28 protein-coding genes and 1 pseudogene are annotated in these 26,767 nt (G+C 70.3%); 16 read left to right on the top strand and 13 right to left on the bottom strand.

Features of this window, described 5'->3' with window-relative positions; all coding sequences use genetic code 11:
* Positions 1–196 precede the first annotated feature (196 nt).
* Complete coding sequence (locus ACWFRJ_RS19760; RefSeq protein WP_453532000.1) at positions 197–1,129, bottom strand: heavy metal transporter; 933 nt, start codon at positions 1,127–1,129, stop codon at positions 197–199.
* A gap of 62 nt (positions 1,130–1,191) precedes the next feature.
* Between ACWFRJ_RS19760 and dapE the strand changes: the two genes are divergently transcribed.
* Both dapE and ACWFRJ_RS19750 read left to right on the top strand, forming a co-directional pair.
* The gene (gene dapE, locus ACWFRJ_RS19755) at positions 1,192–2,283 is read left to right on the top strand and encodes a succinyl-diaminopimelate desuccinylase (protein WP_453531997.1); all 1,092 of its coding nucleotides are present in this window, start codon (positions 1,192–1,194) and stop codon (positions 2,281–2,283) included.
* Between the two features lie 88 nt (positions 2,284–2,371).
* Positions 2,372–3,127, top strand: a complete 756-nt coding sequence (locus tag ACWFRJ_RS19750; RefSeq protein WP_453531994.1) for an LOG family protein — start codon at positions 2,372–2,374, stop codon at positions 3,125–3,127.
* A gap of 60 nt (positions 3,128–3,187) precedes the next feature.
* On the opposite strand, the gene folP is transcribed toward ACWFRJ_RS19750, so the two are convergent.
* Entirely contained in the window at positions 3,188–4,048 is an 861-nt protein-coding gene (folP, locus tag ACWFRJ_RS19745; protein ID WP_453531991.1) for a dihydropteroate synthase, read from the bottom strand.
* 123 nt (positions 4,049–4,171) lie between these two features.
* Here folP and ACWFRJ_RS19740 point away from each other — a divergent pair, with 123 nt between their 5' ends.
* Both ACWFRJ_RS19740 and ACWFRJ_RS19735 read left to right on the top strand, forming a co-directional pair.
* Positions 4,172–4,582: a DivIVA domain-containing protein gene (locus ACWFRJ_RS19740; protein ID WP_453531988.1), complete on the top strand. Its 411-nt coding sequence runs from the start codon at positions 4,172–4,174 to the stop codon at positions 4,580–4,582.
* Entirely contained in the window at positions 4,579–5,169 is a 591-nt protein-coding gene (locus ACWFRJ_RS19735; RefSeq protein ID WP_453531985.1) for a DNA-3-methyladenine glycosylase I, read from the top strand. Before ACWFRJ_RS19740 ends, ACWFRJ_RS19735 begins: the two co-directional genes overlap by 4 nt.
* A gap of 9 nt (positions 5,170–5,178) precedes the next feature.
* Here the strand turns inward: ACWFRJ_RS19735 and chcB are convergent, their stop codons facing one another.
* A complete protein-coding gene (gene chcB / locus ACWFRJ_RS19730) occupies positions 5,179–5,979 on the bottom strand; it encodes a 2-cyclohexenylcarbonyl CoA isomerase (protein WP_453531982.1) in 801 nt (266 codons plus the stop codon).
* 320 nt (positions 5,980–6,299) lie between these two features.
* Between chcB and ACWFRJ_RS19725 the strand changes: the two genes are divergently transcribed.
* Positions 6,300–6,467: a DUF3117 domain-containing protein gene (locus tag ACWFRJ_RS19725; protein ID WP_003966491.1), complete on the top strand. Its 168-nt coding sequence runs from the start codon at positions 6,300–6,302 to the stop codon at positions 6,465–6,467.
* Positions 6,468–6,616: 149 nt separating this feature from the next.
* Here the strand turns inward: ACWFRJ_RS19725 and ACWFRJ_RS19720 are convergent, their stop codons facing one another.
* Complete coding sequence (locus tag ACWFRJ_RS19720) at positions 6,617–7,315, bottom strand: O-methyltransferase (protein ID WP_453532412.1); 699 nt, start codon at positions 7,313–7,315, stop codon at positions 6,617–6,619.
* Positions 7,316–7,469: 154 nt separating this feature from the next.
* Here ACWFRJ_RS19720 and sigE point away from each other — a divergent pair, with 154 nt between their 5' ends.
* The 5 genes from sigE (at position 7,470) to ACWFRJ_RS19695 (ending at position 12,885) form a co-directional block, all read left to right on the top strand.
* Positions 7,470–8,237 (top strand): RNA polymerase sigma factor SigE, encoded by a 768-nt coding sequence (sigE, locus tag ACWFRJ_RS19715; RefSeq protein WP_453531979.1) that lies wholly within the window; start codon positions 7,470–7,472, stop codon positions 8,235–8,237.
* Positions 8,234–9,289, top strand: coding sequence for a zf-HC2 domain-containing protein (locus tag ACWFRJ_RS19710; protein ID WP_453531976.1), 1,056 nt, complete (start codon positions 8,234–8,236; stop codon positions 9,287–9,289). The genes sigE and ACWFRJ_RS19710 overlap by 4 nt, the downstream gene beginning before the upstream one ends.
* A 258-nt stretch (positions 9,290–9,547) precedes the next feature.
* Complete coding sequence (locus ACWFRJ_RS19705; protein ID WP_453532409.1) at positions 9,548–11,401, top strand: trypsin-like peptidase domain-containing protein; 1,854 nt, start codon at positions 9,548–9,550, stop codon at positions 11,399–11,401.
* A gap of 82 nt (positions 11,402–11,483) precedes the next feature.
* Positions 11,484–11,984: a sec-independent translocase gene (locus ACWFRJ_RS19700; protein WP_453531973.1), complete on the top strand. Its 501-nt coding sequence runs from the start codon at positions 11,484–11,486 to the stop codon at positions 11,982–11,984.
* Positions 11,985–12,213: 229 nt separating this feature from the next.
* The gene (locus ACWFRJ_RS19695) at positions 12,214–12,885 is read left to right on the top strand and encodes a hypothetical protein (RefSeq protein WP_453531970.1); all 672 of its coding nucleotides are present in this window, start codon (positions 12,214–12,216) and stop codon (positions 12,883–12,885) included.
* Positions 12,886–12,977: 92 nt separating this feature from the next.
* On the opposite strand, the gene ACWFRJ_RS19690 is transcribed toward ACWFRJ_RS19695, so the two are convergent.
* Genes ACWFRJ_RS19690 through ACWFRJ_RS19680 form a run of 3 tightly spaced genes read right to left on the bottom strand, consistent with a single transcriptional unit; the run spans position 12,978 to position 15,995 of the window.
* The gene (locus ACWFRJ_RS19690) at positions 12,978–14,111 is read right to left on the bottom strand and encodes an Mrp/NBP35 family ATP-binding protein (RefSeq protein WP_453531967.1); all 1,134 of its coding nucleotides are present in this window, start codon (positions 14,109–14,111) and stop codon (positions 12,978–12,980) included.
* Between the two features lie 44 nt (positions 14,112–14,155).
* Positions 14,156–14,731, bottom strand: a complete 576-nt coding sequence (locus tag ACWFRJ_RS19685; RefSeq protein WP_453531964.1) for a DUF1003 domain-containing protein — start codon at positions 14,729–14,731, stop codon at positions 14,156–14,158.
* Positions 14,718–15,995 (bottom strand): magnesium transporter MgtE N-terminal domain-containing protein, encoded by a 1,278-nt coding sequence (locus tag ACWFRJ_RS19680; protein WP_453531961.1) that lies wholly within the window; start codon positions 15,993–15,995, stop codon positions 14,718–14,720. The genes ACWFRJ_RS19685 and ACWFRJ_RS19680 overlap by 14 nt, the downstream gene beginning before the upstream one ends.
* A gap of 300 nt (positions 15,996–16,295) precedes the next feature.
* Between ACWFRJ_RS19680 and ACWFRJ_RS19675 the strand changes: the two genes are divergently transcribed.
* Positions 16,296–17,018 (top strand): hypothetical protein, encoded by a 723-nt coding sequence (locus ACWFRJ_RS19675; protein ID WP_453532406.1) that lies wholly within the window; start codon positions 16,296–16,298, stop codon positions 17,016–17,018.
* Positions 17,019–17,084: 66 nt separating this feature from the next.
* Here ACWFRJ_RS19675 and ACWFRJ_RS19670 read toward each other — a convergent pair whose 3' ends face one another.
* Both ACWFRJ_RS19670 and ACWFRJ_RS19665 read right to left on the bottom strand, forming a co-directional pair.
* The gene (locus ACWFRJ_RS19670) at positions 17,085–17,597 is read right to left on the bottom strand and encodes a hypothetical protein (protein ID WP_453531958.1); all 513 of its coding nucleotides are present in this window, start codon (positions 17,595–17,597) and stop codon (positions 17,085–17,087) included.
* Between the two features lie 34 nt (positions 17,598–17,631).
* Positions 17,632–18,753, bottom strand: coding sequence for a magnesium and cobalt transport protein CorA (locus ACWFRJ_RS19665; protein WP_383328755.1), 1,122 nt, complete (start codon positions 18,751–18,753; stop codon positions 17,632–17,634).
* A gap of 482 nt (positions 18,754–19,235) precedes the next feature.
* Here ACWFRJ_RS19665 and ACWFRJ_RS19660 point away from each other — a divergent pair, with 482 nt between their 5' ends.
* Positions 19,236–19,820, top strand: a complete 585-nt coding sequence (locus tag ACWFRJ_RS19660; protein ID WP_453531955.1) for a suppressor of fused domain protein — start codon at positions 19,236–19,238, stop codon at positions 19,818–19,820.
* Between the two features lie 28 nt (positions 19,821–19,848).
* Here ACWFRJ_RS19660 and ACWFRJ_RS19655 read toward each other — a convergent pair whose 3' ends face one another.
* A complete protein-coding gene (locus ACWFRJ_RS19655) occupies positions 19,849–21,102 on the bottom strand; it encodes an MFS transporter (protein ID WP_453531952.1) in 1,254 nt (417 codons plus the stop codon).
* 196 nt (positions 21,103–21,298) lie between these two features.
* Here ACWFRJ_RS19655 and ACWFRJ_RS19650 point away from each other — a divergent pair, with 196 nt between their 5' ends.
* From ACWFRJ_RS19650 to ACWFRJ_RS19640, 3 genes are all read left to right on the top strand, one after another.
* Positions 21,299–21,940 (top strand): DUF6758 family protein, encoded by a 642-nt coding sequence (locus ACWFRJ_RS19650; RefSeq protein WP_383272680.1) that lies wholly within the window; start codon positions 21,299–21,301, stop codon positions 21,938–21,940.
* 144 nt (positions 21,941–22,084) lie between these two features.
* Positions 22,085–22,960, top strand: coding sequence for a PHP domain-containing protein (locus tag ACWFRJ_RS19645; protein WP_453531948.1), 876 nt, complete (start codon positions 22,085–22,087; stop codon positions 22,958–22,960).
* Between the two features lie 88 nt (positions 22,961–23,048).
* A complete protein-coding gene (locus ACWFRJ_RS19640; RefSeq protein WP_453531945.1) occupies positions 23,049–23,654 on the top strand; it encodes a MarC family protein in 606 nt (201 codons plus the stop codon).
* A 114-nt stretch (positions 23,655–23,768) separates the two neighbouring features.
* On the opposite strand, the gene ACWFRJ_RS19635 is transcribed toward ACWFRJ_RS19640, so the two are convergent.
* Positions 23,769–23,921: a hypothetical protein gene (locus ACWFRJ_RS19635; RefSeq protein ID WP_389903510.1), complete on the bottom strand. Its 153-nt coding sequence runs from the start codon at positions 23,919–23,921 to the stop codon at positions 23,769–23,771.
* A 209-nt stretch (positions 23,922–24,130) separates the two neighbouring features.
* Here ACWFRJ_RS19635 and ACWFRJ_RS19630 point away from each other — a divergent pair, with 209 nt between their 5' ends.
* Positions 24,131–25,048 carry an NYN domain-containing protein gene (locus ACWFRJ_RS19630; protein WP_453531942.1) on the top strand — a complete coding sequence of 306 codons (918 nt, stop codon included), beginning with the start codon at positions 24,131–24,133 and terminating at the stop codon, positions 25,046–25,048.
* Between the two features lie 13 nt (positions 25,049–25,061).
* Here the strand turns inward: ACWFRJ_RS19630 and ACWFRJ_RS19625 are convergent, their stop codons facing one another.
* Both ACWFRJ_RS19625 and ACWFRJ_RS19620 read right to left on the bottom strand, forming a co-directional pair.
* Entirely contained in the window at positions 25,062–25,913 is an 852-nt protein-coding gene (locus ACWFRJ_RS19625; RefSeq protein WP_453531939.1) for an alpha/beta fold hydrolase, read from the bottom strand.
* 421 nt (positions 25,914–26,334) lie between these two features.
* Positions 26,335–26,767 (bottom strand): annotated as a pseudogene (locus tag ACWFRJ_RS19620) (DEAD/DEAH box helicase); the annotation flags it as partial.

The raw sequence follows: 26,767 nt of genomic DNA, 5'->3' as shown, positions 1-26,767 counted from the left end.
CGTAAAGAATTAGCAATGCATCGCATTATCAGCTGTGGATAAAAACGGGCAAAGGGACTGCGTCGCGCGAGTCTGCTGAATCGTTAATTCCCTTGGTGCGCAAGGGGGTTGGCATGTACGTGGAGGTGAGTGCGGAAGCCTGGGCGGCAGGTCGTCCGTGAATGATCAGCGTGGCCCGATCGAGTGATCATCCGTACTACTGACCAAGGACAATTCGAACCCTGTCCGTGCCGGTCCCGGCTCCGCCGTGCTGCCCGCCCGCGCCCGTCTTGCCTGCCTTGCCCGGCATGCGCCATTCCTTGCCGGAATTCGCGGCGCTCCATTCCCGGCCGCCGTACGAGACGCGTTCGATGCCGAGCGCGGACGCCTGGGCCACCGCCCAGTGCGCGAGCTCCCAGCCACGCTGTCCGGCCCCGCCCTCCGCGCTGCCCGCCGTGGCGTCCACCGGCACGGTGACCGTGCCGCCACGGCCGCTCGTGGGCGCCGCGCCGCGGCCGAAGTCGCGGACCAGGGCGGCCCGCACCTTCGCCGGGTCGCCGGGCTCTTCGGCCGTGCGGCCCTCGCAGGTGAAGGCGGCGGGTACGCGGCCGGTCAGCGCGGCGGCGAGCAGCACGGCGTCCGGCTCGTGCTTGGCGTACGCCTGGGGGAAGCCGCTGCGCTGCACGCGCTGGGCGGCGACGGTCAGAGGCAGGCGTGAGTAGCCGGGGATCTCCTTGAGATGGACGTAGAAACGCGCCGCCGAGTACGCCGGGTCCATGATCTGTTCCGCGTTGCCCCAGCCCTGCGAGGGCCGCTGCTGGAAGAGGCCGAGCGAGTCCCGGTCGCCGTGGCCGATGTTGCGAAGGCCCGACTCCTGAAGGGCCGTCGCCAATGCGATCGTGACCGCGCGCTCCGTCATGCCGCGCGACGTGCCCACGGCGGCGACCGTCGCCGCGTTCTGCGCCTGATCGGCGCCCAGTTCGTACGACGCCCCGTCGCCGTTGCCCGAGACGACCTTGCAGCGTGGAGCGGCCCTGCCCCCGAAGACGTACTGCACCACCACATAGCCCACGAGCGCGAGAAGGACCACGACGGCGGCCCCGCTACGCACGAGGCGACCGCGCCGGACGAGGGTGCGGGGCTCAGGCACGCGACCAAGGTACTGGAGGCCACCGACAAGGCGGTGCTTCTCGTGGCGTTAGGGTCGAAGCCATGGCCCAGACCTCACACGACACGCCGCTCGACCTCACCCTCGACGCCGCCGCGCTCACCGCCCAGCTGGTCGATTTCCCGTCGCCGAGCGGCGAGGAGAAGGCACTCGCGGACGCGATCGAGACCGCCCTGCGCGGCCTGCCGCACCTCACGGTGGACCGGCACGGCAACAACGTGGTGGCGCGCACGAACCTGGGCCGGGCCGAGCGCGTGATCCTCGCCGGGCACATCGACACGGTCCCGATCGCGGACAACGTGCCCTCGCGCCTGGACGAGGACGGCGTCCTGTGGGGCTGCGGCACCTGCGACATGAAGTCGGGCGTCGCCATCCAGCTGCGCATCGCGCAGACCGTGACCGAGCCGAACCGCGACCTCACGTTCGTCTTCTACGACAACGAAGAGGTCGCCGCCCATCTCAACGGACTCGGCCATGTCGCTCAGGCGCACCCCGACTGGCTCGCGGGCGACTTCGCGATCCTCCTGGAGCCGACGGACAACCAGGTCGAAGGCGGCTGCCAGGGCACGCTGCGGGTCCTCCTGAAGACAAAGGGCACGCGCGCGCACTCCGCGCGCGCGTGGATGGGCTCCAACGCCATCCACAAGGCCGCGCCGATCCTGGCGAAGCTCGCCGCGTACGAGGCGCGCACGCCGGTGGTCGACGGCCTGCGGTTCCACGAGGGCCTCAACGCCGTACGTGTCGAGGGCGGCGTCGCCACCAACGTCATCCCCGACGAGTGCACCGTCGTCGTCAACTTCCGCTACGCGCCGGACCGCTCCGAGGACGAGGCGGTCGCCTTCGTGCGCGACTACTTCGCCGACTGCGACATCGACGAGATGATCATCGACGACCACACGGGCGGAGCACGCCCCGGTCTCGACCACCCGGCGGCCGCGGCCTTCATGGCGGCGGTCGGCGGCGAGGCGAAGCCCAAGTTCGGCTGGACGGACGTCTCCCGCTTCAGCGCGCTCGGCGTGCCCGCCGTGAACTACAGCCCGGGTGACCCGCTGCTCGCCCACAAGATCGACGAGCGCGTGCAGGTCTCGCTGATCCCGGAGGCCGAGAAGCGGCTGAGCGCCTGGCTGACATCCTGAGTTCCCACAAGGATGCGCCGTCTGTAACGCCCTTAGACCTACGCTGAAGAGGCACGTCGAGCAAGACCGTCAGCGGAAGGGGACGTTCATGGGTAGTCCAGAAGGGCAGGGCCCGCCGGAGGAGCAGCGCTTGGGGCCTGTGGTGCGGCGGCGTGAGCAGGTCACCCCCGGCACGACCGACCAGCGGCTCCTCGACACGGACGCCGAGGGCGAGTCCGAGTGGGTGCACACCGACCCCTGGCGGGTCATGCGCATCCAGTCGGAGTTCGTGGAAGGCTTCGGCGCGCTCGCCGAACTCCCCAGCGCCATCAGCGTCTTCGGGTCGGCACGCACACCGGTCGACTCGCCCGAGTACGAAGCGGGCATCCAGATCGGCAAGGCCCTGGTCGAGGCCGGCTTCGCCGTGATCACCGGGGGCGGCCCCGGCGCCATGGAGGCGGCCAACAAGGGCGCGCGCGAGGCCAAGGGCGTCTCCGTCGGCCTGGGCATCGAGCTGCCCTTCGAGCAGGGTCTCAACGAGCACGTCGACATCGGCGTGAACTTCCGCTACTTCTTCGTACGGAAGACCATGTTCGTGAAGTACGCGCAGGGCTTCGTGGTCCTGCCCGGCGGCCTCGGCACCCTGGACGAGCTCTTCGAGGCCCTCACCCTCGTCCAGACCCGCAAGGTGACCCGCTTCCCGATCGTGCTCTTCGGCTCCGCGTACTGGGGCGGGCTCGTCGACTGGCTCCGCGACACGGTGATCGCGGGCGGCAAGGCGGCGGAGCGCGACCTGCATCTCTTCCACATCACCGACGACGTGGACGAGGCGGTCGCCCTGGTGACCAAGGAAGTCGGCCGGTAGTTCGCTGTGCCTCGCCGGGCGGGCTTCTCCTCCGCCCGCCCGGCGGTCGCTCTTTTGTCCTTACGCCAGTCCCCGCCTGGCCACGGCCGGGTCCCGGTGTCCGGCGATCGTCGCGACCATGTCGAGCACCTGCCGCGTCTCCGCGACCTCGTGCACCCGGTACACCTGAGCCCCCAGCCAGGCCGACACCGCGGTCGTCGCCAGGGTCCCGATGACGCGCTCCTTGACCGGCTTGTCGAGCGTCTCGCCGACGAAGTCCTTGTTGGACAGGGACACCAGGACGGGCCACCCGGTCTCGACCATCTCCCCGAGCCGCCGCGTCGCCTCAAGAGAGTGCCGCGTGTTCTTCCCGAAGTCGTGCCCGGGGTCGATCATCACGGACTCACGCGGCACCCCGAGCGCGACCGCGCGCTCGGCGAGGCCCACGGTGACCGAGAGGATGTCGGCCATGACGTCCTCGTAAGTCACCCGGTGCGGGCGGGTCCGCGGCTCGGCGCCACCTGCGTGCGTACACACCAGGCCCACTCCATGGCGCGCTGCCACCTCCGCGAGCCGGGGGTCGACCCCGCCCCACGCGTCGTTCAGGAGGTCGGCCCCCGCCTCGCAGACCGCCTCACCGACGTCGTGCCGCCACGTGTCGACGCTGATGACGACATCAGGGAACCGTCTGCGCACATCGGCCACGAAACCGACCGTCCGCCGCGCCTCTTCCTCGGCGGTGACTTCCTCACCGGGACCGGCCTTGACCCCACCGATGTCGATGATGGCTGCGCCCTCCGACACCGCCTGCTCCACGCGGGCGAGCGCGGGTTCGTCGCGGAACGTGGCGCCCTGGTCGTAGAACGAGTCAGGGGTCCGGTTCACGATCGCCATGATCACCGGCTCGTGCGCGTCGAATTCACGCCTGCCAAGCCTGAGCATCCCCTGTGAGCCTCTCTGTAGGGGCCGTGGTTCGGCCGCCTGCGACCTTAACTGTCACAGGCGCATGGCACGATCAGACCCTGACAGTTTGAGCACGGCAGTCGAGCGTGGGGGCCTGAAGAGATGGTCTTGTTCTTGTTCCTGGTCATCGCCCTCGTCGTGGTGGTCGGCGCGGTGACGCTCGCCGTGGTCGGCGGCGGGGAGCGCGCCGCGCTGCCCGAGGTTCCGGCCGAGCGGTTCACCGACCCGCTGCCACCGGACCGCGCCCTGCGCCGCGCCGACGTGGAGGCACTGCGCTTCCCGCTGACCATGCGCGGCTATCGCATGGCGGACGTGGACGACGCCCTCGGCCGCCTCGCCGCCGAACTCGCCGAGCGCGACGCCCACATCGCGGAGCTCGAGGCGGCACTCGCCGGAGCCCAGGCCACCGCGGTGGGCGGACCCGGCCTCTTCCTCAAGACGCACGCCCCGGCGACGGCACCCCAGGACCAGGAAACCCCGCAGGACGCTGTCGAAGAGGAGAACGGCCAGTGAGCGGTGACGCGGTGGCGGGCCCGGACGGCAGACTGCGCTGCCCCTGGGGCCTCTCGACCGAGGACTACGTGGCCTACCACGACGAGGAGTGGGGCCGCCCGGTCCACGGGGACGACGCCCTGTACGAGCGGCTCTGCCTGGAGGCCTTCCAGTCGGGCCTCTCCTGGATCACGATCCTGCGCCGCCGTGAGGGCTTCCGTGCCGCCTTCGCCGGGTTCGATATCGCCCAGGTCGCCCGGTTCACGGACGCCGACCGGGAGCGGCTCCTCGCCGACCCCGGCATCATCCGCAACCGCGCCAAGGTCGACGCGACCCTCGCCAACGCGCGCGTGCTCGTCGACTGGGCCGACGGCGAGCTCGACGAGCTCATCTGGTCGCACGCCCCGGACCCGGCATCGCGCAGGGCCCCGGCCGTCCTGGCCGACGTACCGGCCATCACACCCGAGTCCACGGCCCTGTCCAAGGACCTGAAGAAGCGCGGCATCCGGTTCGTCGGCCCCACCACGGCGTACGCGCTGATGCAGGCCTGCGGCCTGGTGAACGACCACCTGGAGGACTGCGTGATCCGCGTCCCCCAGGGGCATTGACGACAGGCTCTAGCGGCCGAGGTACTTGGGCTTCGCCTTGTCCAGGAACGCCTGCACGGCGATCGCGTGGTCCTCGGACGCGCCCGCCTTCGCCTGGAGTTCGTCCTCCTTCTCCAGGGCCTCCTCCAGGGTGTGGCCCGCCGCGTAGGCCAGCGACTCCTTGAGGGCCCCGTACGCGAGCGTCGGGCCCTCGGCCAGGGTGCGGGCCAGCTTCAGGGCCTCGGCGGCCAACTCGGCCTCGGGCACGACCTTGTTGGCGATGCCCAGGTCGTACGCCTCCTGTGCGCCGATGTTGCGCGGGAACAGGAGGAGATCGGCGGCGCGGCCCGGCCCGATCAGGCGCTGCAAGGTCCAGGAGACTCCCGAGTCGGCGGTCAGCGCGACCCCCGCGAAGGACGTGTTGAAACGCGCGGTGTCCGCGACGATCCGGTAGTCGGCGGCGAGCGCGAAGCCGAAGCCCGCCCCGGCCGCGACGCCGTTGACGCCCGCGACGACCGGCTTGGCCATCCCGGTCAGCGCGCGAAGCACCGGGTTGTAGTGCTCCCGCACCGTGCTCATCGTCTCTCCGGTGCCCGACGCGCGGTCCGCCATGAGCGAACCCACGTGCTCTTTCAGGTCCTGCCCCACGCAGAAGGCGCGCCCGGTGGCGGTGAGCAGGACGGCGCGGACCGCCGGGTCCGACTCGGCCGACCGCGCCGCCTCCCGCAGGGCGACCTTGGCCTCGGTGTTCATCGCGTTCATCGCCTCGGGGCGGTTCAGCGTGATGGTCGCGAGCCCGTCGCTCACCTCGTAGAGCACGGTGTCGGCCATGGTGAATCCCCTCCAGTGGTCCTGCGCCGGTCATCTTTGTCCGAGCACAGCATGACGGAGGTCCTCGGGCTCCGGCATGCGGGGAGATATGTGACCTGCGTCAAATAATTCCTGGTCCAGGAGGTGTGAGGAGCGGCGCAGTATCGCAGCCACATCGCCGAATTGAGTGGTTTTGCGGGCGCGCGTTGCGCAAGCGATGCAGACCGATGTTGGTCATCGGGTCCTGCCATGCGGGATAATGGCCAGGAAGCAATATGTTCGATGCCGGTGACACCTGGGTTGTCGGCTGCGATGAGCTGGTTTCAGGAAGGGGAACGAGCATGGCGGCCATGAAGCCGCGAACGGGCGACGGCCCGCTCGAGGTGACCAAGGAGGGGCGGGGCATCGTCATGCGCGTTCCGCTCGAAGGCGGCGGACGACTTGTCGTCGAACTGACTCCGGACGAGGCCGATGCACTCGGCGACGCCCTGAAGAAGGTCGTCGGCTGACGCGGAAGCGCTCACACTCTTTCACTGCCCCGGGCATCTTCATGGTGCTCGGGGCAGTGCTATGTCCGGGCCCCGTAAGGGGCGCGGGGAACTGCGCGCTCAGCCACGACGAGCCCGCAGATGTGAGTACCGCCAAACCCGCGGAGCGCTCAGCGCTTGACGGCGCAGAGAAGCCCGTCGCCCACCGGGAGCAGCGCCGGCATCAGGTCCTGGCTCTCGCGCACGGTGCGAAGGAGCTCGCGGGTGCGAAGGACCTCGGCGGGCTGCGGACCGGAGTCCACCGTCCGGCCGTCGGCGAAGGCGCCCTCGAAGCAGACGAGCCCGCCGGGGCGCAGCAGGCGCAACGATTCAGCGAGGTAGTCCAGGTACTCCGTGCGGTCGCCGTCACAGAAGACGAGGTCGTAGCCGCCGTCGGCCAGCCTGGGCAGTACGTCGAGTGCGCGGCCGGGGATGAACCGCGCGCGATTGCCGGTGAACCCGGCGGCGCGGAAGGCCTCCCGCGCGAACTGCTGGCGGTCGGGCTCGGGGTCGACGGTGGTCAGGACGCCGTCGGGCCGCATTCCGTGCAGCAGGTGGAGGCCGGACACGCCCGTGCCCGTCCCGATCTCGGCGACGGCCTTGGCGTCCGCCGTGGCGGCCAGCATGCGCAGCGCGGCGCCGGTACCGGGAGACACCGAGGGCAGCCCTGCTTCCTGGGCTCGGTCACGGGCCCAGCGCGCTGCTTCGTCCTCGGCGACAAAGGCGTCGGCGAACGCCCAGCTCGTCTGCCGGTTGCCGGTAATGGCCCTCTCCTGTCCCCGTGGGTGCCTGGCCGTGACTGTATCCGTTGGGGGCGGGAACCCGCAGATGGGACCGGGCGTTTAGTAGGGGTAGGCGAACGCCGGGGGGTAACGAATGGATCAAGACTGGCTGCGGGCCCTTCGACCAGGCAGGACGGCTGGCAGGGAGCTCGTACCAAATTCCAGTAAAAACACTTATCCGGAGCTAACGGGCGAGGTGGCTATGGTAGGGGCTCCACTGGACACCACCAGAGCCGACAGGGGAGGTGCGGCTGCGTCTGCGGATCGGAGAGGAGCGTTGAGGCGCTTTCTCAGGTTGGCGGGTGAGCCGAAATCTGTGACCGACACCGCTGACCGATTCCACACCGCCAGCTCCGCTCAGACCGCGACCTTTGCCGCTGACGCGGAATCGCAGGCGTGGACTCCCCCCACCTGGGAGGAGATCGTCAGCACGCACAGCGGACGCGTCTATCGCCTGGCGTACCGCCTGACCGGCAATCAGCACGACGCCGAGGACCTTACCCAAGAGGTCTTCGTCCGTGTCTTCCGGTCCCTGTCGACCTACACCCCCGGCACGTTCGAGGGCTGGCTGCACCGCATCACCACGAACCTCTTCCTGGACATGGTGCGCCGCAAGCAGCGCATCCGCTTCGACGCCCTCGGGGACGACGCGGCGGAGCGCCTTCCCAGCCGTGAGCCCTCGCCGCAGCAGGTCTTCAACGACACGCATTTCGACGCGGACGTGCAGCAGGCTCTCGACACCCTCGCTCCCGAGTTCCGTGCGGCAGTGGTCCTCTGTGACATCGAGGGACTCTCGTACGAGGAGATCGCCGCGACCCTGGGCGTCAAGCTGGGCACGGTCCGCAGCCGTATCCACCGTGGCCGCTCGCAGTTGCGCAAGGCCCTTCAGCACCGGTCGCCCGAAGCCCGCGCCGAGCGTCGCTCGCTCGCAGGAGCCGTGGCGCTGGGAGGAGGGGGCGCGACCGCGTGAGTGGATCACGGTCGAATCCTGTAGAGCGGCGTCTGGCCGAGCAGCATCTGGGGGACCGACTCGCCGCCCTGGTGGACGGCGAGTTGGGCCATGACGCGCGTGAGCGAGTCCTCGCTCATCTCGCGACCTGTCCGAAGTGCAAGACCGAGGCCGACGCGCAGCGGCGGCTCAAGAGTGTCTTCGCGGAGGTGGCGCCGCCGCCTCCCTCCGAGAGTTTCCTCGCCCGTCTCCAGGGCCTTCCCGGCGGTGGCAGCGAGCCTCCTTCCGGTCCAAGGCCTCCTGGGACCGGCGGCTTCGCCACGGCGGACACCGAGTCGGGGCTGCCCCCGACCGGAGTCTTCGGCGTCCGGCCCGAGACCTTCGGCTACGCACCCTCGGGTGCCCATGCCGCGGTGCTGCCGAGCGCTGGGCGCGGTTTCCGCATCCATGACGTCAGCAGGCACGACGTCGGTCGTCACGAGGCAGCCGAGCGGTCGCTGTGGCGCGGGCGGCGGTTCGCCTTCGCCGCCGCAGGTGCGGTGTCGCTGGCCGCGATAGCCCTTGGCGGCGTCACGACGGGCGTTCCCGCGGGTCCGGGTGACACGCGTGCGGGTTCGGGCAGCAGCAACAGCTCGGGCAGCACCACCAACAGCAACGCCTCGCCGCCGCGTTCGCAGGGCTCGGGTGCCACGGCGGCTCCCGATTCCGTGCGCCGCCGTGGCAGCGGCCCGCTGACCGCGCAGGGCCCGCGTCCCGGTGTTCTGGCGGCGCCGGTCGCGCCGACGCAGGCTGCCGGGCCCCTGTTGCCCGGGGTGACGGCGAGGGGTCCCCGCATCCAGCAGCCCGAGCCCGTGTCCGCCAGGCACGAGGTCACGGCGCCGATGCTGACAGGGGTGGCGATCATGTCTCCCTTGATCCGTCCGGTCCCTCCCGCCACACCGAAAGGCGCGTCTCCTACTGGTTCGGTGCCGACCCTGGGCGGCGTCGCTTCGGACGCCGGGGCGGATCCCGTGCGCACCGCGGCGGCCTCGCCCCTCGAAGGCACGCTGCAGGGCACTTCGCAGATCCGCTGACGTGCACTGCGCTTCGGCGCGGGAACCTGGTTGAATCCTTGGTGGGCCGTGCCTGGCCGAGGCTTGTGGCGGGCGCGGAGTTGAGCATGTGAACGGCGTCCGCCGTAGGCCAGGTGTGGGGAGAGCATGGACGAGGGCAAGCCCACGAAGGCGAAATGGTGGAGCCGTCCCAAGTCGGCGGGGGCGGCAGAGGCCGCCGGACGAGCGGAGGACACGTCCGGCGACTTCACCCTGGCCGCGGCGGCTCCGCCTGCGGCGATGCCGGGGGCTGAGCCTGTGCCGGGTTCGGCCTCCGCGCCGGGCTCCGAGGCCTCGCCGGGTTCTGGGCCCGTGCCGGGCTTCGAGCCCTCGCCGGGTTCGGCCTCCGCGCCGGGGGCTGAGCCTGCGGCTGGTTCTGCCTCTGTGTCTGGCTTTGAGCGTGCGCCGGGTTCTGGGTCGATGCCGGGAGGTGCGTCCGCGCCGGGCTCCGAGGCCTCGCCCGGTTCGGCCTCCGTGCCGGGTTCTCAGCCCACCTCAGGGGCTGCCGTCTCCGCGTATGGCTCTGAGAGTGCGCCGGGTTCCGCGTCCGTGCCGGGCTCCGCAGCCTCCGCGCCGGGGGCTGAGCCTGTGCCTGGATTCGAGCCCGCGCAGGGTCCCGTACCCGCGCCCGGCTCCACCGAGGCGTTTCCGGTCGACGCGGCGCCCGCCGAGCGCCCCCGCCCACTGCACGACCCCGACCCGTACAGCACCCCGCCCTACGGTGAGCCGGGCCCCTGGGCGCCCGCCCCGCCCGTACAGCACCCGGCGGCGACCCCTGCGCACGGCACGCAGCTCCCGGCGGGCCACAGCGGAACCCCGCCCCACGGCACCCCGAACCCCACGCCCCCGCAGTCGCCGACCCACCCGCAAGCCCAGCCCGCGCCCCAGCCCCAAGTCTCCGTCCCTCCCCGTCAGGCCTACGACCCCTGGAACGCACCCCTCCAGCAGACCGGTGCCGTTCCTGTCGATGAGGAGAAGCAGAAGAAGCGGGGGCGGCGGATCATCCTGGTCGGGGTTGCCGTCATCACCCTCGTGGCCGGCGGTGTCGGCGGAGTCTTCGGTGCCTATCTCGAGCGCAACGGCGGCGGTACGGACATCGAGCTGCCGCAGGCGGACTCGAAGAACGAGGCGCGGGCCAAGGACAGCGTCGCCGGGATCGCGGCGAGCTCGCTGCCCGGCGTCGTGACCCTGCACGTCAGCGGCGACGATGCGCAGGGCACCGGGACCGGCTTCGTGCTCGACGGCAAGGGGCACATCCTCACCAACAACCACGTGGTCGAGCCCGCGGGGACCGGCGGCGAGATATCGGTGACGTTCAGCGGCGGCGAGACCGCCAAGGCGGAGGTCATCGGCCGCGACTCCGGGTACGACCTCGCCGTGGTCAAGGTCTCCAGGGTGCGCGGACTCAAGCCGCTGCCCCTCGGCAACTCCGAGAACGTCCAGGTGGGCGACCCCGTGGTGGCCATCGGCGCCCCCTTCGACCTGGAGAACACCGTCACCTCCGGCATCATCAGCGCCAAGCAGCGGCCCATCACCGCCGGTGGGGAGAAGGGCGACGGCAGCGACATCAGTTACGTCGACGCGCTCCAGACCGACGCCCCCATCAACCCAGGAAACTCCGGCGGGCCCCTCGTCGACTCCGAGGCCCGTGTCATCGGCATCAACAGCGCCATACGCTCCGCCGACGACAGCTCGGCGCCCGGCGGCGGCCAGGCCGGTTCGATAGGGCTCGGCTTCGCCATCCCCATCAACCAGGGCAAGCGCGTCGCCGAAGAGCTGATCAACACCGGCAAGGCCACGCACCCCGTGATCGGTGTCACGCTCGACATGGAGTACACGGGCGACGGAGCCCGCGTCGGCGACAAGGGCAAGGACGACGGCCCGGCCGTGAACAAGGGCGGCCCCGGCGATCGCGCCGGAATCAAGCCGGGTGACGTCATCACCGAGGTGGACGGCCAGCGCATTCACTCCGGCGACGAGCTCATCGTCAAGATCCGCGCCCACCGCCCGAAGGACAGTCTCGAATTGACGGTCCAGCGTGCCGGAAAAGACCGGAAAGTGACGCTTGTGCTCGGTGCGTCGAGCGGCAATTGATCCACGTCTGTCGCCCAGCGGCTACCGGACGGACAGGAACGCCGGGTACCGTGGACCCGGTCCGGATGGCAAGGAGCTAAAGGTGTTCTCAGACATTGGCGCGCTTGAGGTAGTAGCGCTGGTCATCCTCGCTGTGCTCGTTTTCGGCCCGGACAAGCTGCCCAAGCTGATTCAGGACGTCTCGCGCACCATCCGGAAGATCCGCGAATTCTCCGACAGCGCCAAGGAAGACATTCGCAGCGAACTCGGCCCGGAATTCAAGGACTTCGAGTTCGAGGACCTGAATCCGAAGACCTTCATCCGCAAGCAGCTCGACAACGACGAGCTCGGCCTGAAGGAAATCCGGAACGGCTTCGACCTCAAGAAGGAGATGGCCGAGGTCACGGATGCCGTGCACGGGCGTGAGAGCGAATCCGCCGACGGCACGGCAGGTGCGGCAGGTACGTCCAGCGGATCCGACGCGGCCGGTGGCCGTGTCGACATGGCCAAGAAGGACGGCCGTGGCGACCGTATCGACATGGACAAGAAGCCCGAGAAGACCGCGCCGCCCGAGCACCCGCCGTTCGACGCGGACGCCACCTGATCTCAGCCTGGTCTTCTCTTGACCTGCGCCTGACCTTCGCCCGGCCCCCCGCGAGGTTCCCTCGCTGCGCCCCGAGCGCGCCCCGGGATGCTCCCTTTGAGACACCCGTCCGCCTACCGGTGTACCAGCTTCCGGAACGGGTGTGGCTATCCTGCCTTGTTGTCCGGCTGAGGACGCCCGAGGGGGGCGGGCCCATCGGACCGATGAGATAGAGGAGGCGGCCGGGTACATGGAGACGACAAGTCGCGTAGGCGCACAGGCGCCGGCCGCGGACGGCGGCGCGCAAGCGACGCCCTCCGCCCGGCGCACGGTCGACAGCTATCTGCTGGCGCCCTTCCCCTGGTACGGCCTCGACGAGGCCTTCACGGGGCAGCGCTGGCTGATGCAGGTCGGTACCGCCGCGGACGGCGCGGTGGAGCACGGCTCCATCGGGCACGGCGATGAGCCGTCGGTACGGAGCGACGGACCCTTCGGGAACAGCGACAAGGATCGTTTCGCGGCCGTGGTGACCGTCGCGGCCAACCCGGTGCGGCACAGCCCGGACGGCACGGGCCTGCTCGAGGCGACCTCGGTGTCGTCGGCGGCCTGGCTCGCCGGAGTGGGGCTGCTGTCCTTCACCTGGCCCCATCAGATGGACCACAGCCTGCGTGACGACTGGCTCGACCAGCAGACCGAGACGGCCTGGGTCCTCGCGGACGACCTCCAGGGCGAGGACTGGTCGACGCTCTCGCTCCCGGTGGACGGGGTGCCGACCTCGTTCCACTACCGCGAGTCCGAGTTCGGCTGGGTGCTCGCCGGGTCCACCAAGGAGGGCGTGCACCTGGGCGCGTACGGGCGCGGCATGAGCGCGTACGGCCTGGGCTTCTCGGTGGTCAAGGACATCCACGAGTACGCCGCCTAGCCACTGCCGCGCATACGCGCACACACGCGCATACGCCGATGGGGGCGCCGCTCATGACGAGCGGCGCCCCCATCGGCGTACGGCCGGGGAAGTCAGAACTTGTTGCGCGGGGTGATCCCCAGGGTCATGCCCGCGAGGCCGCGCTGGCGGCCGCCCAGCTTGCCCGCGATCGTGCGAAGCGCCGAGCCCGCCGGGGAGTCGGGGTCGGTCAGGACAACCGGCTTGCCCTCGTCGCCGCCCTCGCGCAGGCGGACGTCGATCGGGATGGAGCCGAGGACCGGGACCGTGGCGCCCGTCGTCTTCGTGAGGCCCTCGGCGACCCGCTGGCCGCCGCCCGTGCCGAAGACGTCGACCATCTCGCCGCAGTGCGGACAGGGCAGGCCCGACATGTTCTCGACGACGCCGACGATCTTCTGGTGGGTCTGCACCGCGATGGAGCCCGCGCGCTCGGCGACCTCGGCCGCCGCCTGCTGGGGCGTCGTCACGACCAGGATCTCCGCGTTCGGGACCAGCTGGGCGACGGAGATCGCGATGTCGCCGGTGCCCGGGGGCAGGTCGAGGAGCAGGACGTCCAGGTCGCCCCAGAAGACGTCCGCGAGGAACTGCTGGAGGGCGCGGTGGAGCATCGGGCCGCGCCATACGACCGGGGCGTTGCCCGGCGTGAACATGCCGATCGAGATGACCTTCACGCCGTGCGCCGACGGCGGCATGATCATGTCCTCGACCTGGGTGGGCTTGCCGTCCGCGCCCAGCATCCGGGGCACGGAGTGGCCGTAGATGTCCGCGTCCACGACGCCGACCTTCAGGCCGTCCGCCGCCATCGAGGCCGCGAGGTTCACCGTCACCGATGACTTGCCGACGCCGCCCTTGCCGGACGCGACCGCGTAGACGCGGGTCAGCGATCCTGGCTTGGCGAAGGGGACCTCGCGCTCGGCGGTGCCGCCGCGCAGCGCGCTCGCCAGCTCCTTGCGCTGCTCGTCGCTCATCACGTCGAGGGTGACGTCGACGTGCGTGACGCCTTCGACGGCGGCGACCGCGTCGGTCACGTTCTTCGTGATGGTCTCGCGCATCGGGCACCCGGAGACCGTGAGGTACACGGTGACCGCTACCACCCCATCAGGGGAGATATCAACCGATTTGACCATCCCCAGTTCGGTGATGGGTCGGTGGATCTCGGGGTCGTTCACCGTCGCCAGTGCTTCACGCACCGCGTCTTCCGTAGCCATAAGACCGATAGTACGGCGCGGTAACCCTGCCCCGGAAAGAGCCGTCAACGGTTGCCTGGATCACGCCCGCCGCTCTCCTCCGCCGGGAATACCGCGCGGCTCCCCGCACGCTGCTGCTCCAGCTCCCTGACCAGGTCCTGGAGTTCGGAACGGATCCAGTCGCGGGTGGCGACCTCGCCGAGACCCATGCGCAGCGAGGCGATCTCGCGGCTCAGATATTCGGTGTCCGCGATGGAGCGCTCGTTCTGCTTGCGGTCCTGTTCGAGGTTGACCCGGTCCCTGTCGTCCTGCCGGTTCTGCGCGAGCAGGATCAGGGGAGCCGCGTACGACGCCTGGAGGGAGAGCGCGAGCGTCAGGAACAGGAAGGGGAACGGGTCGAAGCGCAGCGCCTGCGGTGCCCAGACGTTCCAGGCGACCCAGACGATGATGGTGACCGTCATCCAGACGATGAAGCGCCCCGTGCCCAGGAACCGCGCGATCCGCTCGGAGAGCCGCCCGAAGGCCTCGGGGTCGTACTCCGGCAGGAACTTGCGCCGCGGTGGGCGCGGCTGGTCGAGCCGGAAGCGGGGTGCGATCCGCTGCTCGGTGCGGTTGTCCCGCTCGCGGTCACCCGGCGGCATGGCGCGCTTCTTCCTCCTGGTGGAACTCGGTCTCGCGCCAGTCGTCCGGCAGCATGTGGTCGAGCACGTCGTCGACCGTGACCGCCCCGAGCAGCGAGCCGCCCTCGTCGACGACGGGGGCCGCCACCATGTCGTACGTGGCGAAGAACCCGGCGACCTGGGGCAGCGTGGTCTCCGGCGCGAGGGTCTGCAGATCGTCGTCGAGGATCGAGCTGACAAGGGTGTACGGCGGATCGCGCAGGAGCCGCTGGAAGTGCACGGTGCCCAGATACTTGCCCGTCGGCGTCTCGTCCGGCGGACGGCACACGTAGACCTGCGCGGCGAGCGCGGGGGAGAGGTCCTGCTGGCGCACCCGCGCGAGGGCGTCCGCGACCGTCGAGTCGGGCCTCAGCACGATCGGCTCGGTCGTCATCAGACCGCCCGCGGTGCGCTCCTCGTACGCCATCAGGCGCCGCACGTCGGCTGCGTCGTCCGGCTGCATCAGCGTGAGCAGCCGCTCCTTCTCGTCCTCGGGCAGCTCGGCGAGCAGGTCGGCGGCGTCGTCCGGGTCCATCGCCTCCAGGACGTCGGCGGCGCGCTCCTCCTTGAGCTTGCCGAGGATCTCGATCTGGTCGTCCTCGGGGAGCTCTTCGAGGACGTCGGCGAGCCGGTCGTCGTCGAGCGCGGCCGCCACCTCCGCCCGCCGTTTCGGCGAGAGGTGGTGCAGGACGTTGGCGAGGTCGGCGGGGCGCAGCTGTTCGAGGGTGGCGAGCAGGCTCTCGGCGCCCTGGCCGTGCTCCTCCAGGGAGAAGCCGTCGACGGCGGACCACTCGACGGTGAGCGTCTCTCCCTTGCGCCGGAAGGTGCCGCCCTTCCCCTTGCGTACGAAGACCCGGTCGATCTCCCAGTCGCGCCGGGCAGGCAGCTGCTGCACCGCCACGTCGAGGACGGTCACCTCCTCGCCCGTCTCGACGAGTCTGACCCGCCGGTCGAGCATCTCGCCGAGTACGAGCCGCTCGGTGGGCCGCTGCTCGAAACGCCGCACGTTCAGTACGCCGGTCGTGATGACCTGGCCCGTCTCGATGCCGGTCACGCGGGTCATCGGCAGGAAGATGCGGCGCCGCGTGGACAGCTCGACGACGAGGCCGAGGAGCCGGGGCGGCCTGCGCTGCACCCGGAGCGTCGCCACCAGGTCGCGCACCCGGCCGACCTGGTCGCCGTTCGGGTCGAAGACGGCGCTGCCGGCCAGGTGCGAGACGAAGACCCGGGAGGCGCTCGCCGCCATGTCACCCGCCTCCCTCGATCTTGACGTCAGCTCTCGGCGTCAGCTCTTGGTATCCGCTCTCGGTATCAGCTCTTGACGTTATGTGCGGTTCTGTCCTGCAATGCGGGCTTCAGGCTAGCCCGTCCCGGTCGGATACGCCCCGGCGGAGCGTCCGGCCGCACTGGCGACGATCCACCTAGTCAGCACGGGTACGCTGCCGTACTGCCGTAGTCGTAGCCGTCGTCCCCACGAGAGGCAGCGCCCCCTGTGCCAGCCATTCCCCCGGTCCGCCGTATCCGCAAGACGGCACTCGTGAGCGCGATGTGCGCGGGGCTCGTCGTGGGGGCCACAGGGCTCACCGGGTGCAGCAGCGACGAGGATCCGGACGCGGGCACGAACGGCATCGGCAAACTCTCCGCCGCGAAGATCCAGAGCAAGTCCCGAGCGGCGGCCGACGCGGCACCCGCGGTGCGGCTCGCGGGCACGCTGGTCAGCAAGGGCCACACGTACAAGCTCGACATGCGCCTGAAAGAGGAGGGCGGTACCGGCTCCGTGACCTCGAAGGGGGAAACCTTCCAGCTGCTGCGCGTCGGCAAGGAGCTCTTCCTGAAGGCCGACTCCGCCTTCTGGACCCACGAGGATGCCAAGGGCGGCGCCGAGAAGCCCGGCAGGACGGACGACGCCGCCGCGGCCAAGCTCGACGGTAAGTTCGTGAAGGTGCCCGCGGGGGACGCGGCCTACAAGCAGCTGAGCGGCTTCACGGACAAGGACCTCCTCCTTGACGGCATGCTCTCCCTGCACGGCGAGCTGGCCACCGGCGACCGCGGCACGACGGACGGCAACCCCACCATCGAGATCAACGGCGACGAGGGCGCGGGCGGCACCCTGGACGTCTCCCTGGAGGGCAAGCCCTACCCGCTGCGCCTGGAGCGCGCGGGCGACACGGGCACGCTCCGGCTCAGCGACTGGGGCCAGGACTTCACGCTCGCCGAGCCCGACAAGGACGAGATGGTGGACTACGGCGAGCAGCTGCCCACGTCGTAGGGGTGGTGTGCGTACGCCCTGGGGGCGCGCCAGGTGGCGCGTGCGCCGTAGAGAGCGCGTACGCGTCTAGCCGCGCCGCTTCTTCCGCTTGAACAGGAGCCGGGGCAGAGCCTCCGGCACCGGCTGCCGGGTGGTCGCCGCGGTCGGCAGCGGCGGGGCCGCGAGGGAACCGTCGGGCAGGTCGGTGATCGTGTCCAGCGGGGTGAGCCGCACGACCCGGCACTCGTCCGCCCAGCGCTTCGGCATCCGCTCGCCGTCGGGCGCGTTCAGGCGCTTGCCCTTGAGCTCGGCGACGGCCGCCTCCCACTCCTCGGAGCGCGGCGCGAGCTCGGTCACCCGCGCCGTCCAGGCGATGAGCCGCCCGCCCTTGTCCTTGCTGCGTACGGTCACTTCGGCGGTGCCGCCGTCGACGAGCCCCGGCAGCGGCTGCTCTCCGGGGCCGTCGCCGATAAGGTGCGCCGCACCCTCGTGCCATACGTGCCACAGGGCGCGGGCCGGTTCTTCGCCGCGCACCCAGATGAGGCCCGACTTCTTGGTGGCCTCCTCGACGAGGGCCCGGGCGAGCAGCGTTTCTGTCATGCGCGCACCCTATCGACAGGCCTTGCGGCTGCGGCTACAGCCAGCCGTTGCGCTTGAGGGTGCGGTGGATGGTGTAGCAGGCACCGGCGATGAGGCCGAGGACCATCGGGTAGCCGAACCGCCAGTGCAGCTCGGGCATGTGGTCGAAGTTCATGCCGTAGACCCCGCACACCGCCGTGGGCACGGCGATGATCGCCGCCCAGGAGGTGATCTTGCGCATGTCCTCGTTCTGCGCGACCGCGGCCTGCGCGAGGTTGGCCTGAAGGATCGAGTTGAGCAGTTCGTCGAAGCCCACGACCTGCTCCTGGACGCGGGCCAGGTGGTCGGCGACGTCGCGGAAGTACTTCTGGATGTCCGGGTCGACAAGGCGCATCGGCCGCTCGCTCAGGAGCAGCATGGGCCGGAGCAGCGGCGATACGGCCCGCTTGAACTCCAGGACCTCCCTCTTGAGCTGGTAGATCCGCCCGGCGTCGACACCGCGCGCGGAGCCCTTGCCCTTGCTCGGCGCGGAGAACACCTCGGTCTCCACCTCGTCGATGTCGTCCTGCATGGCGTCTGCGACCGCGAGATAGCCGTCGACGACGTGGTCGGCGATGGTGTGCAGGACGGCGGACGGGCCCTTGGCGAGCAGCTCGGGCTCCTCCTGGAGCCGGCGCCGCAGGGCGCGCAGCGAGCCGTGGCCGCCGTGCCGCACGGTGATGAAGAAGTCCCGCCCGGTGAAGCACATCACCTCGCCGGTCTCCACGATCTCGCTGGTCGCGGTGAGCTCGGCGTGCTCGACGTAGTGGATGGTCTTGAAGACGGTGAAGAGCGTGTCGTCGTAGCGCTCCAGCTTGGGCCGCTGGTGGGCGTGGACCGCGTCCTCGACGGCGAGCGGGTGCAGCCCGAACTCGGCGGCGATACCGGCGAATTCGGCCTCGGTCGGCTCGTGCAGACCGATCCAGGCGAAGCCGCCGTCGCGGCGCACCTGGAGCATCGCCTCGTGCGGCGTGAGGGTGTCGTCGCAGGCCGCACGGCGGCCGTCGCGGTAGACGGCACAGTCGACGACGGCCGATGCGGCAGTGGGGTCGCGGGTGGCGTCGTACGAGCTGTAGGCGCTGCCGTCCTTGCGGAGCGAGGGACGGACGGCGGCGCGAAGGTCACGGATCATCGACATGGGCAGGCTCCTTTGACGGAGGCCGCCGGCGACGGGTGGAACTACCCGGAATGGGGACGTCCTGCTGAGGATGTTTGGCACGTCCACAAAGCGGGGAGCACCGCACCATCGCGGTGGCAGCTTCGCTACTGACTCAGATCAGATAACTCAGAGAGATCAGGTGGAAACGAAGTGCTCTTCCGTCGCACGCGAGCACGGGGAGTACAGGCGCACAGTGGCAGCTACAGGGCTGCGTGAGGTGTCAGACGGAAGAACGGGTGGTACTGCACGGTCGACTTCGATCCATGGCAGCCCCACCTCCTCCGGCCGGTCCCCCGTAGGGGAAGTCCCAAGCGCGTAGCGCGCGAAGTCATCTGCCCGGGCTTGAGAGCGCGCTCTGAGTGCTGACTGCGTGCTGCCCGGAACCAGCGGCCAACACTATCAGCCGACTGAAGTGTCAAGCCCCGTCTTTACCCGCCACTGACGAGTTCTATGCTCGCGTCATGGCTGATGTTCTTGCTCTGGTCGAGGCCCGTCTCCGTACTGGCCTGGGTGAACCGGACGCGCGCGCCGCGGTGACCTTCCTCGGCACCGACCGCGTCGAAGTGTTGCGCTTCACGGACGGGGACGTGGTCAGGTACGCCACTCTGGGCATGGCGGCTCAGCCGATGGCCGACCCCACCGCCGCCCTGGCCGACCCGGTCAAGGGCCCGCGCGCCGAGCTGATCCTTTCGGTACGAGGTGGCGTGGCCGACACGGACAAGGTGCTGCGCCCCCTCGCCGTGCTGGCCGCCTCACCGCAGGTCGAGGGCCTGATCGTGGCCCCCGGCGCCTCGCTCGACGTGGGCGAACCGCTGTGGCCCGGCGCGCAGTTCACCTCGGTGCTCGTCGCCGAGCCGGGTGGCCTGGTGGAGGACCTGGAGCTCGACGAGCCGATGGAGCCCGTACGTTTCCTGCCGCTGCTGCCCATGACGCCGAACGAGGCGGCGTGGAAGCGGGTGCACGGCGCGCAGGCCCTTCAGGAGCGGTGGCTGAACAGCGGGGCGGACCTGCGCGATCCGCTGCGCAGGTCCGTGTCGCTGGACTGAGGGCCCTTCAAGCCCTTTACGGAGAGCCTCAGTTGGCGAAGACGGTGACGCTGTCCTCCGTGGCGTGCTTCGGTTCGAGCTCCGCGGCCTCGTGGTTGAGGGCGTCCTTGCGGACCCAGACCACGACCGCGCCGAGCACCGCCGTGACGGCCGCGACCACGAACGGGATGTGGATGTTGCTCCACTCCTCGATCTTCGGCGCGAAGAACGGCGCTGCGGCGGCCGCGAACCACCGGACGAAGTTGTATCCGGCACTGGCCACGGGGCGCGGCGCGTCCGAGACGCCGAGTGCGAGCTCGGTGTAGACGGTGTTGTTCACGCCGATGAAGGCGCCGGACAGGATCGTGCAGACGATGGCCGTGGCGTGGTTGCCGTACCCGAGCACCAGGACGTCCGCCGCGAGAAGCACCAGCGAACCGCCGAGCACCTTCAGAGAGCCGAACCGCGCCTGCAGCCGCGGGGCCACGAGCACCGAGAAGACCGCGAGCAGCAGGCCCCAGGCGAAGAAGATCGCCCCCGACTTGTACGGGGTCATGTTCAGCACGAACGGCGTGAAGGCCAGGACCGTGAAGAACGTGTAGTTGTAGAAGAACGCGGAGGCGGCGGCGGACGCGAGGCCGCCGTGCCCCAGGGCCTTGATCGGCGCGAGCAGTGAGGTCTTCTGCGCGGGCCTGGGCTGTTCCTTCAGGAACGCCGTGATGCAGAGGAAGCCGACCGCCATCAAGGCCGCGGTGCCGAAGAAGGGGTAGCGCCAGCTCGCGTTGCCGAGCAGGGCGCCGAGCAGCGGCCCGCACGCCATGCCGAGGCCGAGCGCCGACTCGTAGAGCAGGATCGCCGCGGAACTGCCGCCGGCTGCCGCGCCGACGATGACGGCGAGGGCGGTCGACACGAAGAGCGCGTTGCCGAGCCCCCATCCCGCGCGGAACCCGACGAGCTCGCCGACCGACCCCGAGGTGCCCGCGAGCCCCGCGAAGACCACGACGAGCGCGAGGCCCAGGAGCAGGGTCTTCTTGCCGCCGATCCGGCTGGAGACGAATCCGGTCACCAGCATCGCGATGGCGGTGATGAGGAAGTAGGAGGTGAAGAGCAGGGAGACCTGACTGGCGGAGGCGTCGAGGCCCTTGGCGATGGAGGGCAGGATCGGGTCGACGAGCCCGATGCCCATGAAGGCGACGACGGACGCGCCCGCGGTCGCCCAGACAGCCTTCGGCTGACGCAGAAGGCTCGGGGCTCCCTCGTCGAACGGGTCCCCTTCGGCGGGACCTCCTGTGCTGCTGTTCATGCCTGCTCCTTAGCGGCTTCCGTGGCGGCTTCCTCGGCGGCTCACGTCGAGATCGTTGACGTATACACATATTAGTTAGCCAGCCTAAAAGATGCAAGCTACATCTAGTTTCGCCTGGTGACAGGGCCACGGACAGGGCCACCGGACGGGTGATCGTCCTTGACGGGGCGACGAGCGGGGAGGACCGTTGGTCGTTATGAGGGGCGAACCCAGTTGCCCGAAGTGTGGTGGCCGGGTCAGGGCTCCCGGTCTCTTTGCCGATTCCTGGCAGTGCGGTGTGCACGGGACGGTGCATCCGCTGCAACCTGTGATCCCACCCAGCGTCGAGGCTCTCCAGGTCGTGGTGCACCGCGCGCAGGTGCCGGTCTGGATGCCGTGGCCGCTGCCGGTCGGTTGGCTGTTCACGGGCGTGGCCTGCGCGGGTGACGACCGCAGTGGCGGCCGTGCGACCGCTGTGGCCTGCTCGGGGCCCGCGCCGCTCGGCGGCATGGGAGAGCTGGTCCTCGTCGCCGAGGAGCTCGGCGTCGGCCTCGGCGCGCGGTACGCGGGCATCGACGGCCCGGACCCCGGTCCCTACCTGAACGTGGAGAAGCCGCCGCCGGCCAAGCTCCTCGCGGCAGGCAGGCCGACCCCGATGTGGCATGTGGCGGGTACGCCGGACGACCGTGCGGTCTTCGCGGGCGAGGCGCGCGGCCTGTGGCTGTGGGCGATCGCGTGGCCGGAGCAGTCGGGACTCCTGATGTACGACGAGCTGGTGCTCACCGATCTGCGGGACGCGGGGGCCGAGACGGACCTGCTGCCGTGCGGGGCGCTTTCGCCGCGGATTCTGATGCCGTGAGGGCGTGACGGTGGCGCCTGGTGGGGCCGTTGCTGTCGTTGCCGCCGTGAGGGGTGTCTCCTCTGCGGCGGACGGTGGAGCGTTCGACTCCCGTTATCCTTGAGCGTCCCCTCGTCCGTCCCGTCAGAGTCCGGAGTCCGCGTCGTGCGCATCGATCTGCACACCCACTCCACGGCTTCCGACGGCACGGACACCCCGGCGCAGCTGGTGCGCAACGCTGCCGCCGCCGGGCTCGACGTCGTCGCGCTCACGGACCACGACACCACCCGCGGACACGCGGAGGCCGTCGCCGCCCTGGCGGCACTCGACAGGGGCCTCACCCTCGTCACCGGCGCCGAACTCTCTTGCCGCCTCGACGGCGTGGGCCTGCACATGCTGGCCTACCTCTTCGACCCCGACGAGCCGGAACTCTCCCGCGAGCGCGAGCTCGTGCGCGACGACCGGGTGCCCCGCGCCAAGGCGATGGTCGGCAAGCTCCAGGAGCTCGGCGTCCCGGTCACCTGGGAGCAGGTCGCGCGCATCGCGGGCGACGGCTCGGTCGGCCGCCCGCACATCGCGGAGGCCCTGGTGGAACTCGGCGTCGTGCCGAGCGTCTCGGACGCCTTCACGTCCGACTGGCTCGCCGACGGCGGCCGGGCGTACGCCGAGAAGCACGAACTGGACCCCTTCGACGCGATCCGCCTGGTCAAGGCCGCGGGCGGCGTCACCGTCTTCGCGCACCCGGCGGCCGTCAAGCGCGGTCAGGTGGTGCCCGAGGCCGCGATAGCGGCGCTGGCCGCCGCCGGTCTCGACGGTGTCGAGGCCGACCACATGGACCACGACCCGGTCACCCGTAGCCGGCTGCACGGCCTCGCCGCGGACCTCGGCCTGCTCGCCACGGGGTCGAGCGACTACCACGGCAGCCGTAAGACCTGCGTGCTCGGGGAGTTCACGACCGACCCCGAGATCTACGGGGAGATCACGCGCCGCGCGACCGGGGCGTTCCCGGTGCCGGGCGCGGGCGGAAGCCCCACCGCGTAGCCCGGACTTCGCTGCTCTCCTCACCTTCCTCACCTTTTCCGTCGCCTCCGCGCGGAACTTTCGTACGACTCACCGCAAGGCCATCACTGTGTTCGACGTCGCCGTCTTCGGCTCCCTCTTCCTGACCCTTTTTGTCATCATGGATCCCCCTGGGATCACCCCGATCTTCCTCGGGCTCACCTCCGGCCGTCCCGCCAAGGTGCAGAAGAAGATGGCCTTCCAGGCCGTGTGCGTCGCGTTCGGCGTGATCGCGGTCTTCGGGCTCCTCGGGCACCAGATCCTCGACTACCTGCATGTCTCCGTCCCCGCGCTGATGATCGCGGGCGGTCTGCTGCTCCTGCTGATCGCGCTCGACCTGCTCACCGGCAAGACGGACGAGCCCACGCAGACCAAGGACGTCAACGTCGCCCTCGTACCGCTCGGCATGCCGCTGCTCGCGGGGCCCGGCGCGATCGTCTCGGTCATCCTGGCCGTCCAGGACGCCGACAGCGTCGGTACGCAGATCTCCGTGTGGACGGCGATCGTGGCGATGCACATCGTGCTGTGGCTCGTGATGCGCTACTCGCTGCTGATCATCCGGGTCATCAAGGACGGCGGAGTGGTCCTGGTGACGCGGCTCGCGGGCATGATGCTCTCCGCGATCGCGGTGCAGCAGATCATCAACGGCGTGACGCAGGTGATCAACGGCGCCTAGGGCGCCTTCGCCGGGGCGGGCCGCTTTGGCCGCAGGTCGGCGCCGGACACGCCAAGGGCCCCCGCACCAAAGGTGTACGGGGGCCCTTCAACCTGTATCTGTTCAACCTGTGCGTTACGAGGCCTGAGATTCGGCCGGTCGGATATAGATGCGCTGGCCGATCGCTGCGGCCTGCTGCACGATCCGATTGACGGAGGCGGCGTCCACGACGGTCCGGTCCACGGCGGAGCCGTCGACGTCGTCGAGTCGCATGATTTCGAAGCGCATAAGGCTTCTCCCTTCGTCTGGTCATCCTCCTGGAGGAGAACTACTGGTGTTGTGGCCGCCGGGACAGCTGTGTCCGGCGTTCCTACGGGTACAACGAGTTGCCCCCAGCAAACATTCCCTACGCTAAGGAAATTTTTCGACAGACTAATTACTCACGAGTAGCGAGACCGGTTGTGTTCGCTGCGTGACCGACGGGACAATGGGCCCCTATGGCCCCCATGAACGACGAGATCGAGATCACCGCCCAGATCAGTGCCCAGCTGGAGCGCGCCAATGGACTCCTCGAGCGCGTGCTCGCCGAGGTGGGGAAGACGCCGTCCACGCACGCGATCTTCGTCGATGCCGGATACGTGTACGCGGCGGCGGGACGGCTCGCGGTCGGCACGGAGGACCGGCGGGCCTTCGACCTGGACGCGGAGGGGCTGATCGACGCGCTCATCGACAAGGCGCGCACGATCTTCGCGGACAGCAGGCTGCTGCGCGTCTACTGGTACGACGGTGCGCGGCGCCGCATCCACACGGTGGAGCAGCAGTCGATCGCGGAGCTGCCGGACGTCAAGGTCCGCCTCGGCAACCTCAACGCGAACAACCAGCAGAAGGGTGTGGACTCCCTCATCCGCACGGATCTGGAGTCACTGGCCAGGCACCGCGCGATCAGCGACGCGGCCCTGATCGGGGGCGACGAGGACCTGGTCTCGGCGGTGGAGGCGGCGCAGGGTTACGGCGCGCGGGTGCATCTGTGGGGCATCGAGGCGGTCGACGGCCGCAACCAGGCCGAGCCGCTGCTGTGGGAGGTCGACAGCCAGCGCACGTTCGACCTCGACTTCTTCAAGCCGTACGTGTCCCGGCGCAACGCCGCGATGTCGTACGAGACGGCGGGCACCCCTCGGCCCTCGCGCGAGGACGTGCGTTTCGTGGGCGCGCAGGTCGCCGCGAAGTGGCTGGCCGCGCGGGGGCGGGCGGCGCTCGTGGACCTGCTGCCGGGGCATCCGTATCTGCCAGGCTCGGTGGACCAGGAACTCCTGGTGGAGGCCGAGAAGCTGCTCGCGTACTCGCTGCGGGGGCAGTCCGACCTGCGGCGGGCGCTGCGGGACGGCTTCTGGGAGCAGTTGCAGACGCAGTACTAGGACGCAGTACTGGCTAGTCGCCCGCGTTCTGGTCCCAGAAGGCGATGAGGGCGGCGGTGGTCTCCGCCGGGCGGTCGGTGTTGGGGGAGTGCTCGGCGCCGGTGATGACCGTGCGGTGGGCGTGCAGGCGGTCCGCCATGGCGTCGAGCCAGGGGATGGGCCAGGTGTCGTCGCGCTCGCCGGAGATGACGTGCTTGCGCAGGGGTACGGCGGCGAGCTCCGTGACGCGGTCGGGCTCGGCGCAGAGCTGCCTGCCGGTGGCGATGAGCTGGGCGGGGCTGTGCCGCAGCCAGCGCTCGCGCAGGACGTCACCGTCGAGGGCGGTCTCCTCGGGCGGATCGAAGGCCTGGATGGCCTCCCAGGCCTCTGCCATCGACAGGACGCCGAGCGCGTCCGTCAGCATCTTGGCGCGGGCCTGCTGCGAGGGGGAGATGGCGGCGGGCCCTGAGGCCATCAGGGTGAGCGAGGCGAAGGTGTCCGCGGGGGCGCGCAGGGTGGCGGCGCGGGCGATCTGGCCGCCGAGAGAGTGTCCGAGGAGGTGGGGAGTGCCGGTGACTGCGTCGGCCTGGGCGAGTACATCCAGGGCCAACTCGGCCTGGGCGTATGGAGATTCATCCTTCTCGGGGCCCCGGGTCTCGTACTGCCCGCGGCCGTCGACGGAAACCGCCCGGTACCCGGCATCTGCGATGGGCCTGAGCAGGGCGATGAAGTCCTCCTTGCTCCCGGTGAACCCGGGGAGCAGCAGGACGGTGCCCTTGGCCTCGCCGAGCGGGCGGGCGTCCAGGGCGGCGAAGTCGCCGCGCGCGGTCCGCAGCCGCCGCGCGTCGACGCCGGGGGGCGGGGTGAAGGTGGGGGGCCTGCTCATGCCTCCGAGGCTAGTCGCAGTTGTGGGCGCGGGCCTTGGGCGGGGGTGGGCGGCTTGGCGCTGCGTCGCGGCCCCGCCGTGTCCGGGGGGCGACTTTCCCGCGCTTCGCGCGGATCTTGCCCACCCGCCCACCCGATTACCCTGCATCTCCGCAGAGCGGCAGCTGGGCCAGAGCCACTGTCTGCCCACGTCCCGGTGGCCCACCTTCCCGCGCTTCGCGCGGGTCTTGCCCGCCCGCCCACCTGTTTGTCCCGCATGCGCAGAGTCGCCGGGTAATCGGGTGGGTGGGTGGGAGACATCCGGCGCGAAGCGCCGGGACAGGAACTGGGTTACAGCGAGGGGGAGTTGGGCGGGGTACGCAGAAGGCCCGGCACCCCAATAGGGGGCCGGGCCTTCAGGCGTTGAGCCTTGGCGGAGTGCCTCAGCTCTCCTCGGCCGGCGCAGCAACCGCCTTGCGCGTACGGCGACGCGGCTTCGCGACAGCGGCCTCATCGGCGACAGCCGGAGCCGCCTCCGCGACCTTGCGCGTACGCCGACGCGGCTTGGTCTCCTCCGTCGGCTGAGCGGGAATCTCGGCCTCGACGGTCTCGACGACGGCTTCCGCGGCCTTGCGGGTGCGGCGGCGGGGCTTGGCGGCAGGCGCCTCGACCTCGGCCTCAGGGGCAGTGGCTTCGGCGACCTCGACGACGGGCTCCGCGGCCTTGCGCGTACGGCGACGCGGCTTGGTGGCCGGAGCCTCGGCGGGCTCGACCGCCTCGACCGTGTCGACGACGGCTTCCGCGGCCTTGCGGGTGCGGCGGCGGGGCTTGGCGGCAGGCGCCTCGACCTCGGCCTCAGCGGCAGTGGCTTCGGCG

This window comes from Streptomyces sp. NPDC055239, from assembly GCF_053606205.1.
The sequence above is the reverse complement of the archived record's forward strand: the minus strand, read 5'-3'. Positions and strand labels throughout refer to the sequence as shown.

Excerpts from the sequence above, each read along its gene's own strand:
- dapE (WP_453531997.1), top strand. The coding sequence starts at position 1,192 with ATGGCCCAGACCTCACACGACACGCCGCTCGACCTCACCCTCGACGCC.
- ACWFRJ_RS19750 (WP_453531994.1), top strand. The coding sequence starts at position 2,372 with ATGGGTAGTCCAGAAGGGCAGGGCCCGCCGGAGGAGCAGCGCTTGGGG.
- folP (WP_453531991.1), bottom strand. The coding sequence starts at position 4,048 with ATGCTCAGGCTTGGCAGGCGTGAATTCGACGCGCACGAGCCGGTGATC.
- ACWFRJ_RS19740 (WP_453531988.1), top strand. The coding sequence starts at position 4,172 with ATGGTCTTGTTCTTGTTCCTGGTCATCGCCCTCGTCGTGGTGGTCGGC.
- chcB (WP_453531982.1), bottom strand. The coding sequence starts at position 5,979 with ATGGCCGACACCGTGCTCTACGAGGTGAGCGACGGGCTCGCGACCATC.
- ACWFRJ_RS19725 (WP_003966491.1), top strand. The coding sequence starts at position 6,300 with ATGGCGGCCATGAAGCCGCGAACGGGCGACGGCCCGCTCGAGGTGACC.
- sigE (WP_453531979.1), top strand. The coding sequence starts at position 7,470 with ATGGTAGGGGCTCCACTGGACACCACCAGAGCCGACAGGGGAGGTGCG.
- ACWFRJ_RS19705 (WP_453532409.1), top strand. The coding sequence starts at position 9,548 with ATGCCGGGGGCTGAGCCTGTGCCGGGTTCGGCCTCCGCGCCGGGCTCC.
- ACWFRJ_RS19695 (WP_453531970.1), top strand. The coding sequence starts at position 12,214 with ATGGAGACGACAAGTCGCGTAGGCGCACAGGCGCCGGCCGCGGACGGC.
- ACWFRJ_RS19690 (WP_453531967.1), bottom strand. The coding sequence starts at position 14,111 with ATGGCTACGGAAGACGCGGTGCGTGAAGCACTGGCGACGGTGAACGAC.
- ACWFRJ_RS19685 (WP_453531964.1), bottom strand. The coding sequence starts at position 14,731 with ATGCCGCCGGGTGACCGCGAGCGGGACAACCGCACCGAGCAGCGGATC.
- ACWFRJ_RS19680 (WP_453531961.1), bottom strand. The coding sequence starts at position 15,995 with ATGGCGGCGAGCGCCTCCCGGGTCTTCGTCTCGCACCTGGCCGGCAGC.
- ACWFRJ_RS19675 (WP_453532406.1), top strand. The coding sequence starts at position 16,296 with ATGTGCGCGGGGCTCGTCGTGGGGGCCACAGGGCTCACCGGGTGCAGC.
- ACWFRJ_RS19670 (WP_453531958.1), bottom strand. The coding sequence starts at position 17,597 with ATGACAGAAACGCTGCTCGCCCGGGCCCTCGTCGAGGAGGCCACCAAG.
- ACWFRJ_RS19665 (WP_383328755.1), bottom strand. The coding sequence starts at position 18,753 with ATGTCGATGATCCGTGACCTTCGCGCCGCCGTCCGTCCCTCGCTCCGC.
- ACWFRJ_RS19660 (WP_453531955.1), top strand. The coding sequence starts at position 19,236 with ATGGCTGATGTTCTTGCTCTGGTCGAGGCCCGTCTCCGTACTGGCCTG.
- ACWFRJ_RS19655 (WP_453531952.1), bottom strand. The coding sequence starts at position 21,102 with ATGAACAGCAGCACAGGAGGTCCCGCCGAAGGGGACCCGTTCGACGAG.
- ACWFRJ_RS19650 (WP_383272680.1), top strand. The coding sequence starts at position 21,299 with ATGAGGGGCGAACCCAGTTGCCCGAAGTGTGGTGGCCGGGTCAGGGCT.
- ACWFRJ_RS19635 (WP_389903510.1), bottom strand. The coding sequence starts at position 23,921 with ATGCGCTTCGAAATCATGCGACTCGACGACGTCGACGGCTCCGCCGTG.
- ACWFRJ_RS19630 (WP_453531942.1), top strand. The coding sequence starts at position 24,131 with ATGGCCCCCATGAACGACGAGATCGAGATCACCGCCCAGATCAGTGCC.
- ACWFRJ_RS19625 (WP_453531939.1), bottom strand. The coding sequence starts at position 25,913 with ATGAGCAGGCCCCCCACCTTCACCCCGCCCCCCGGCGTCGACGCGCGG.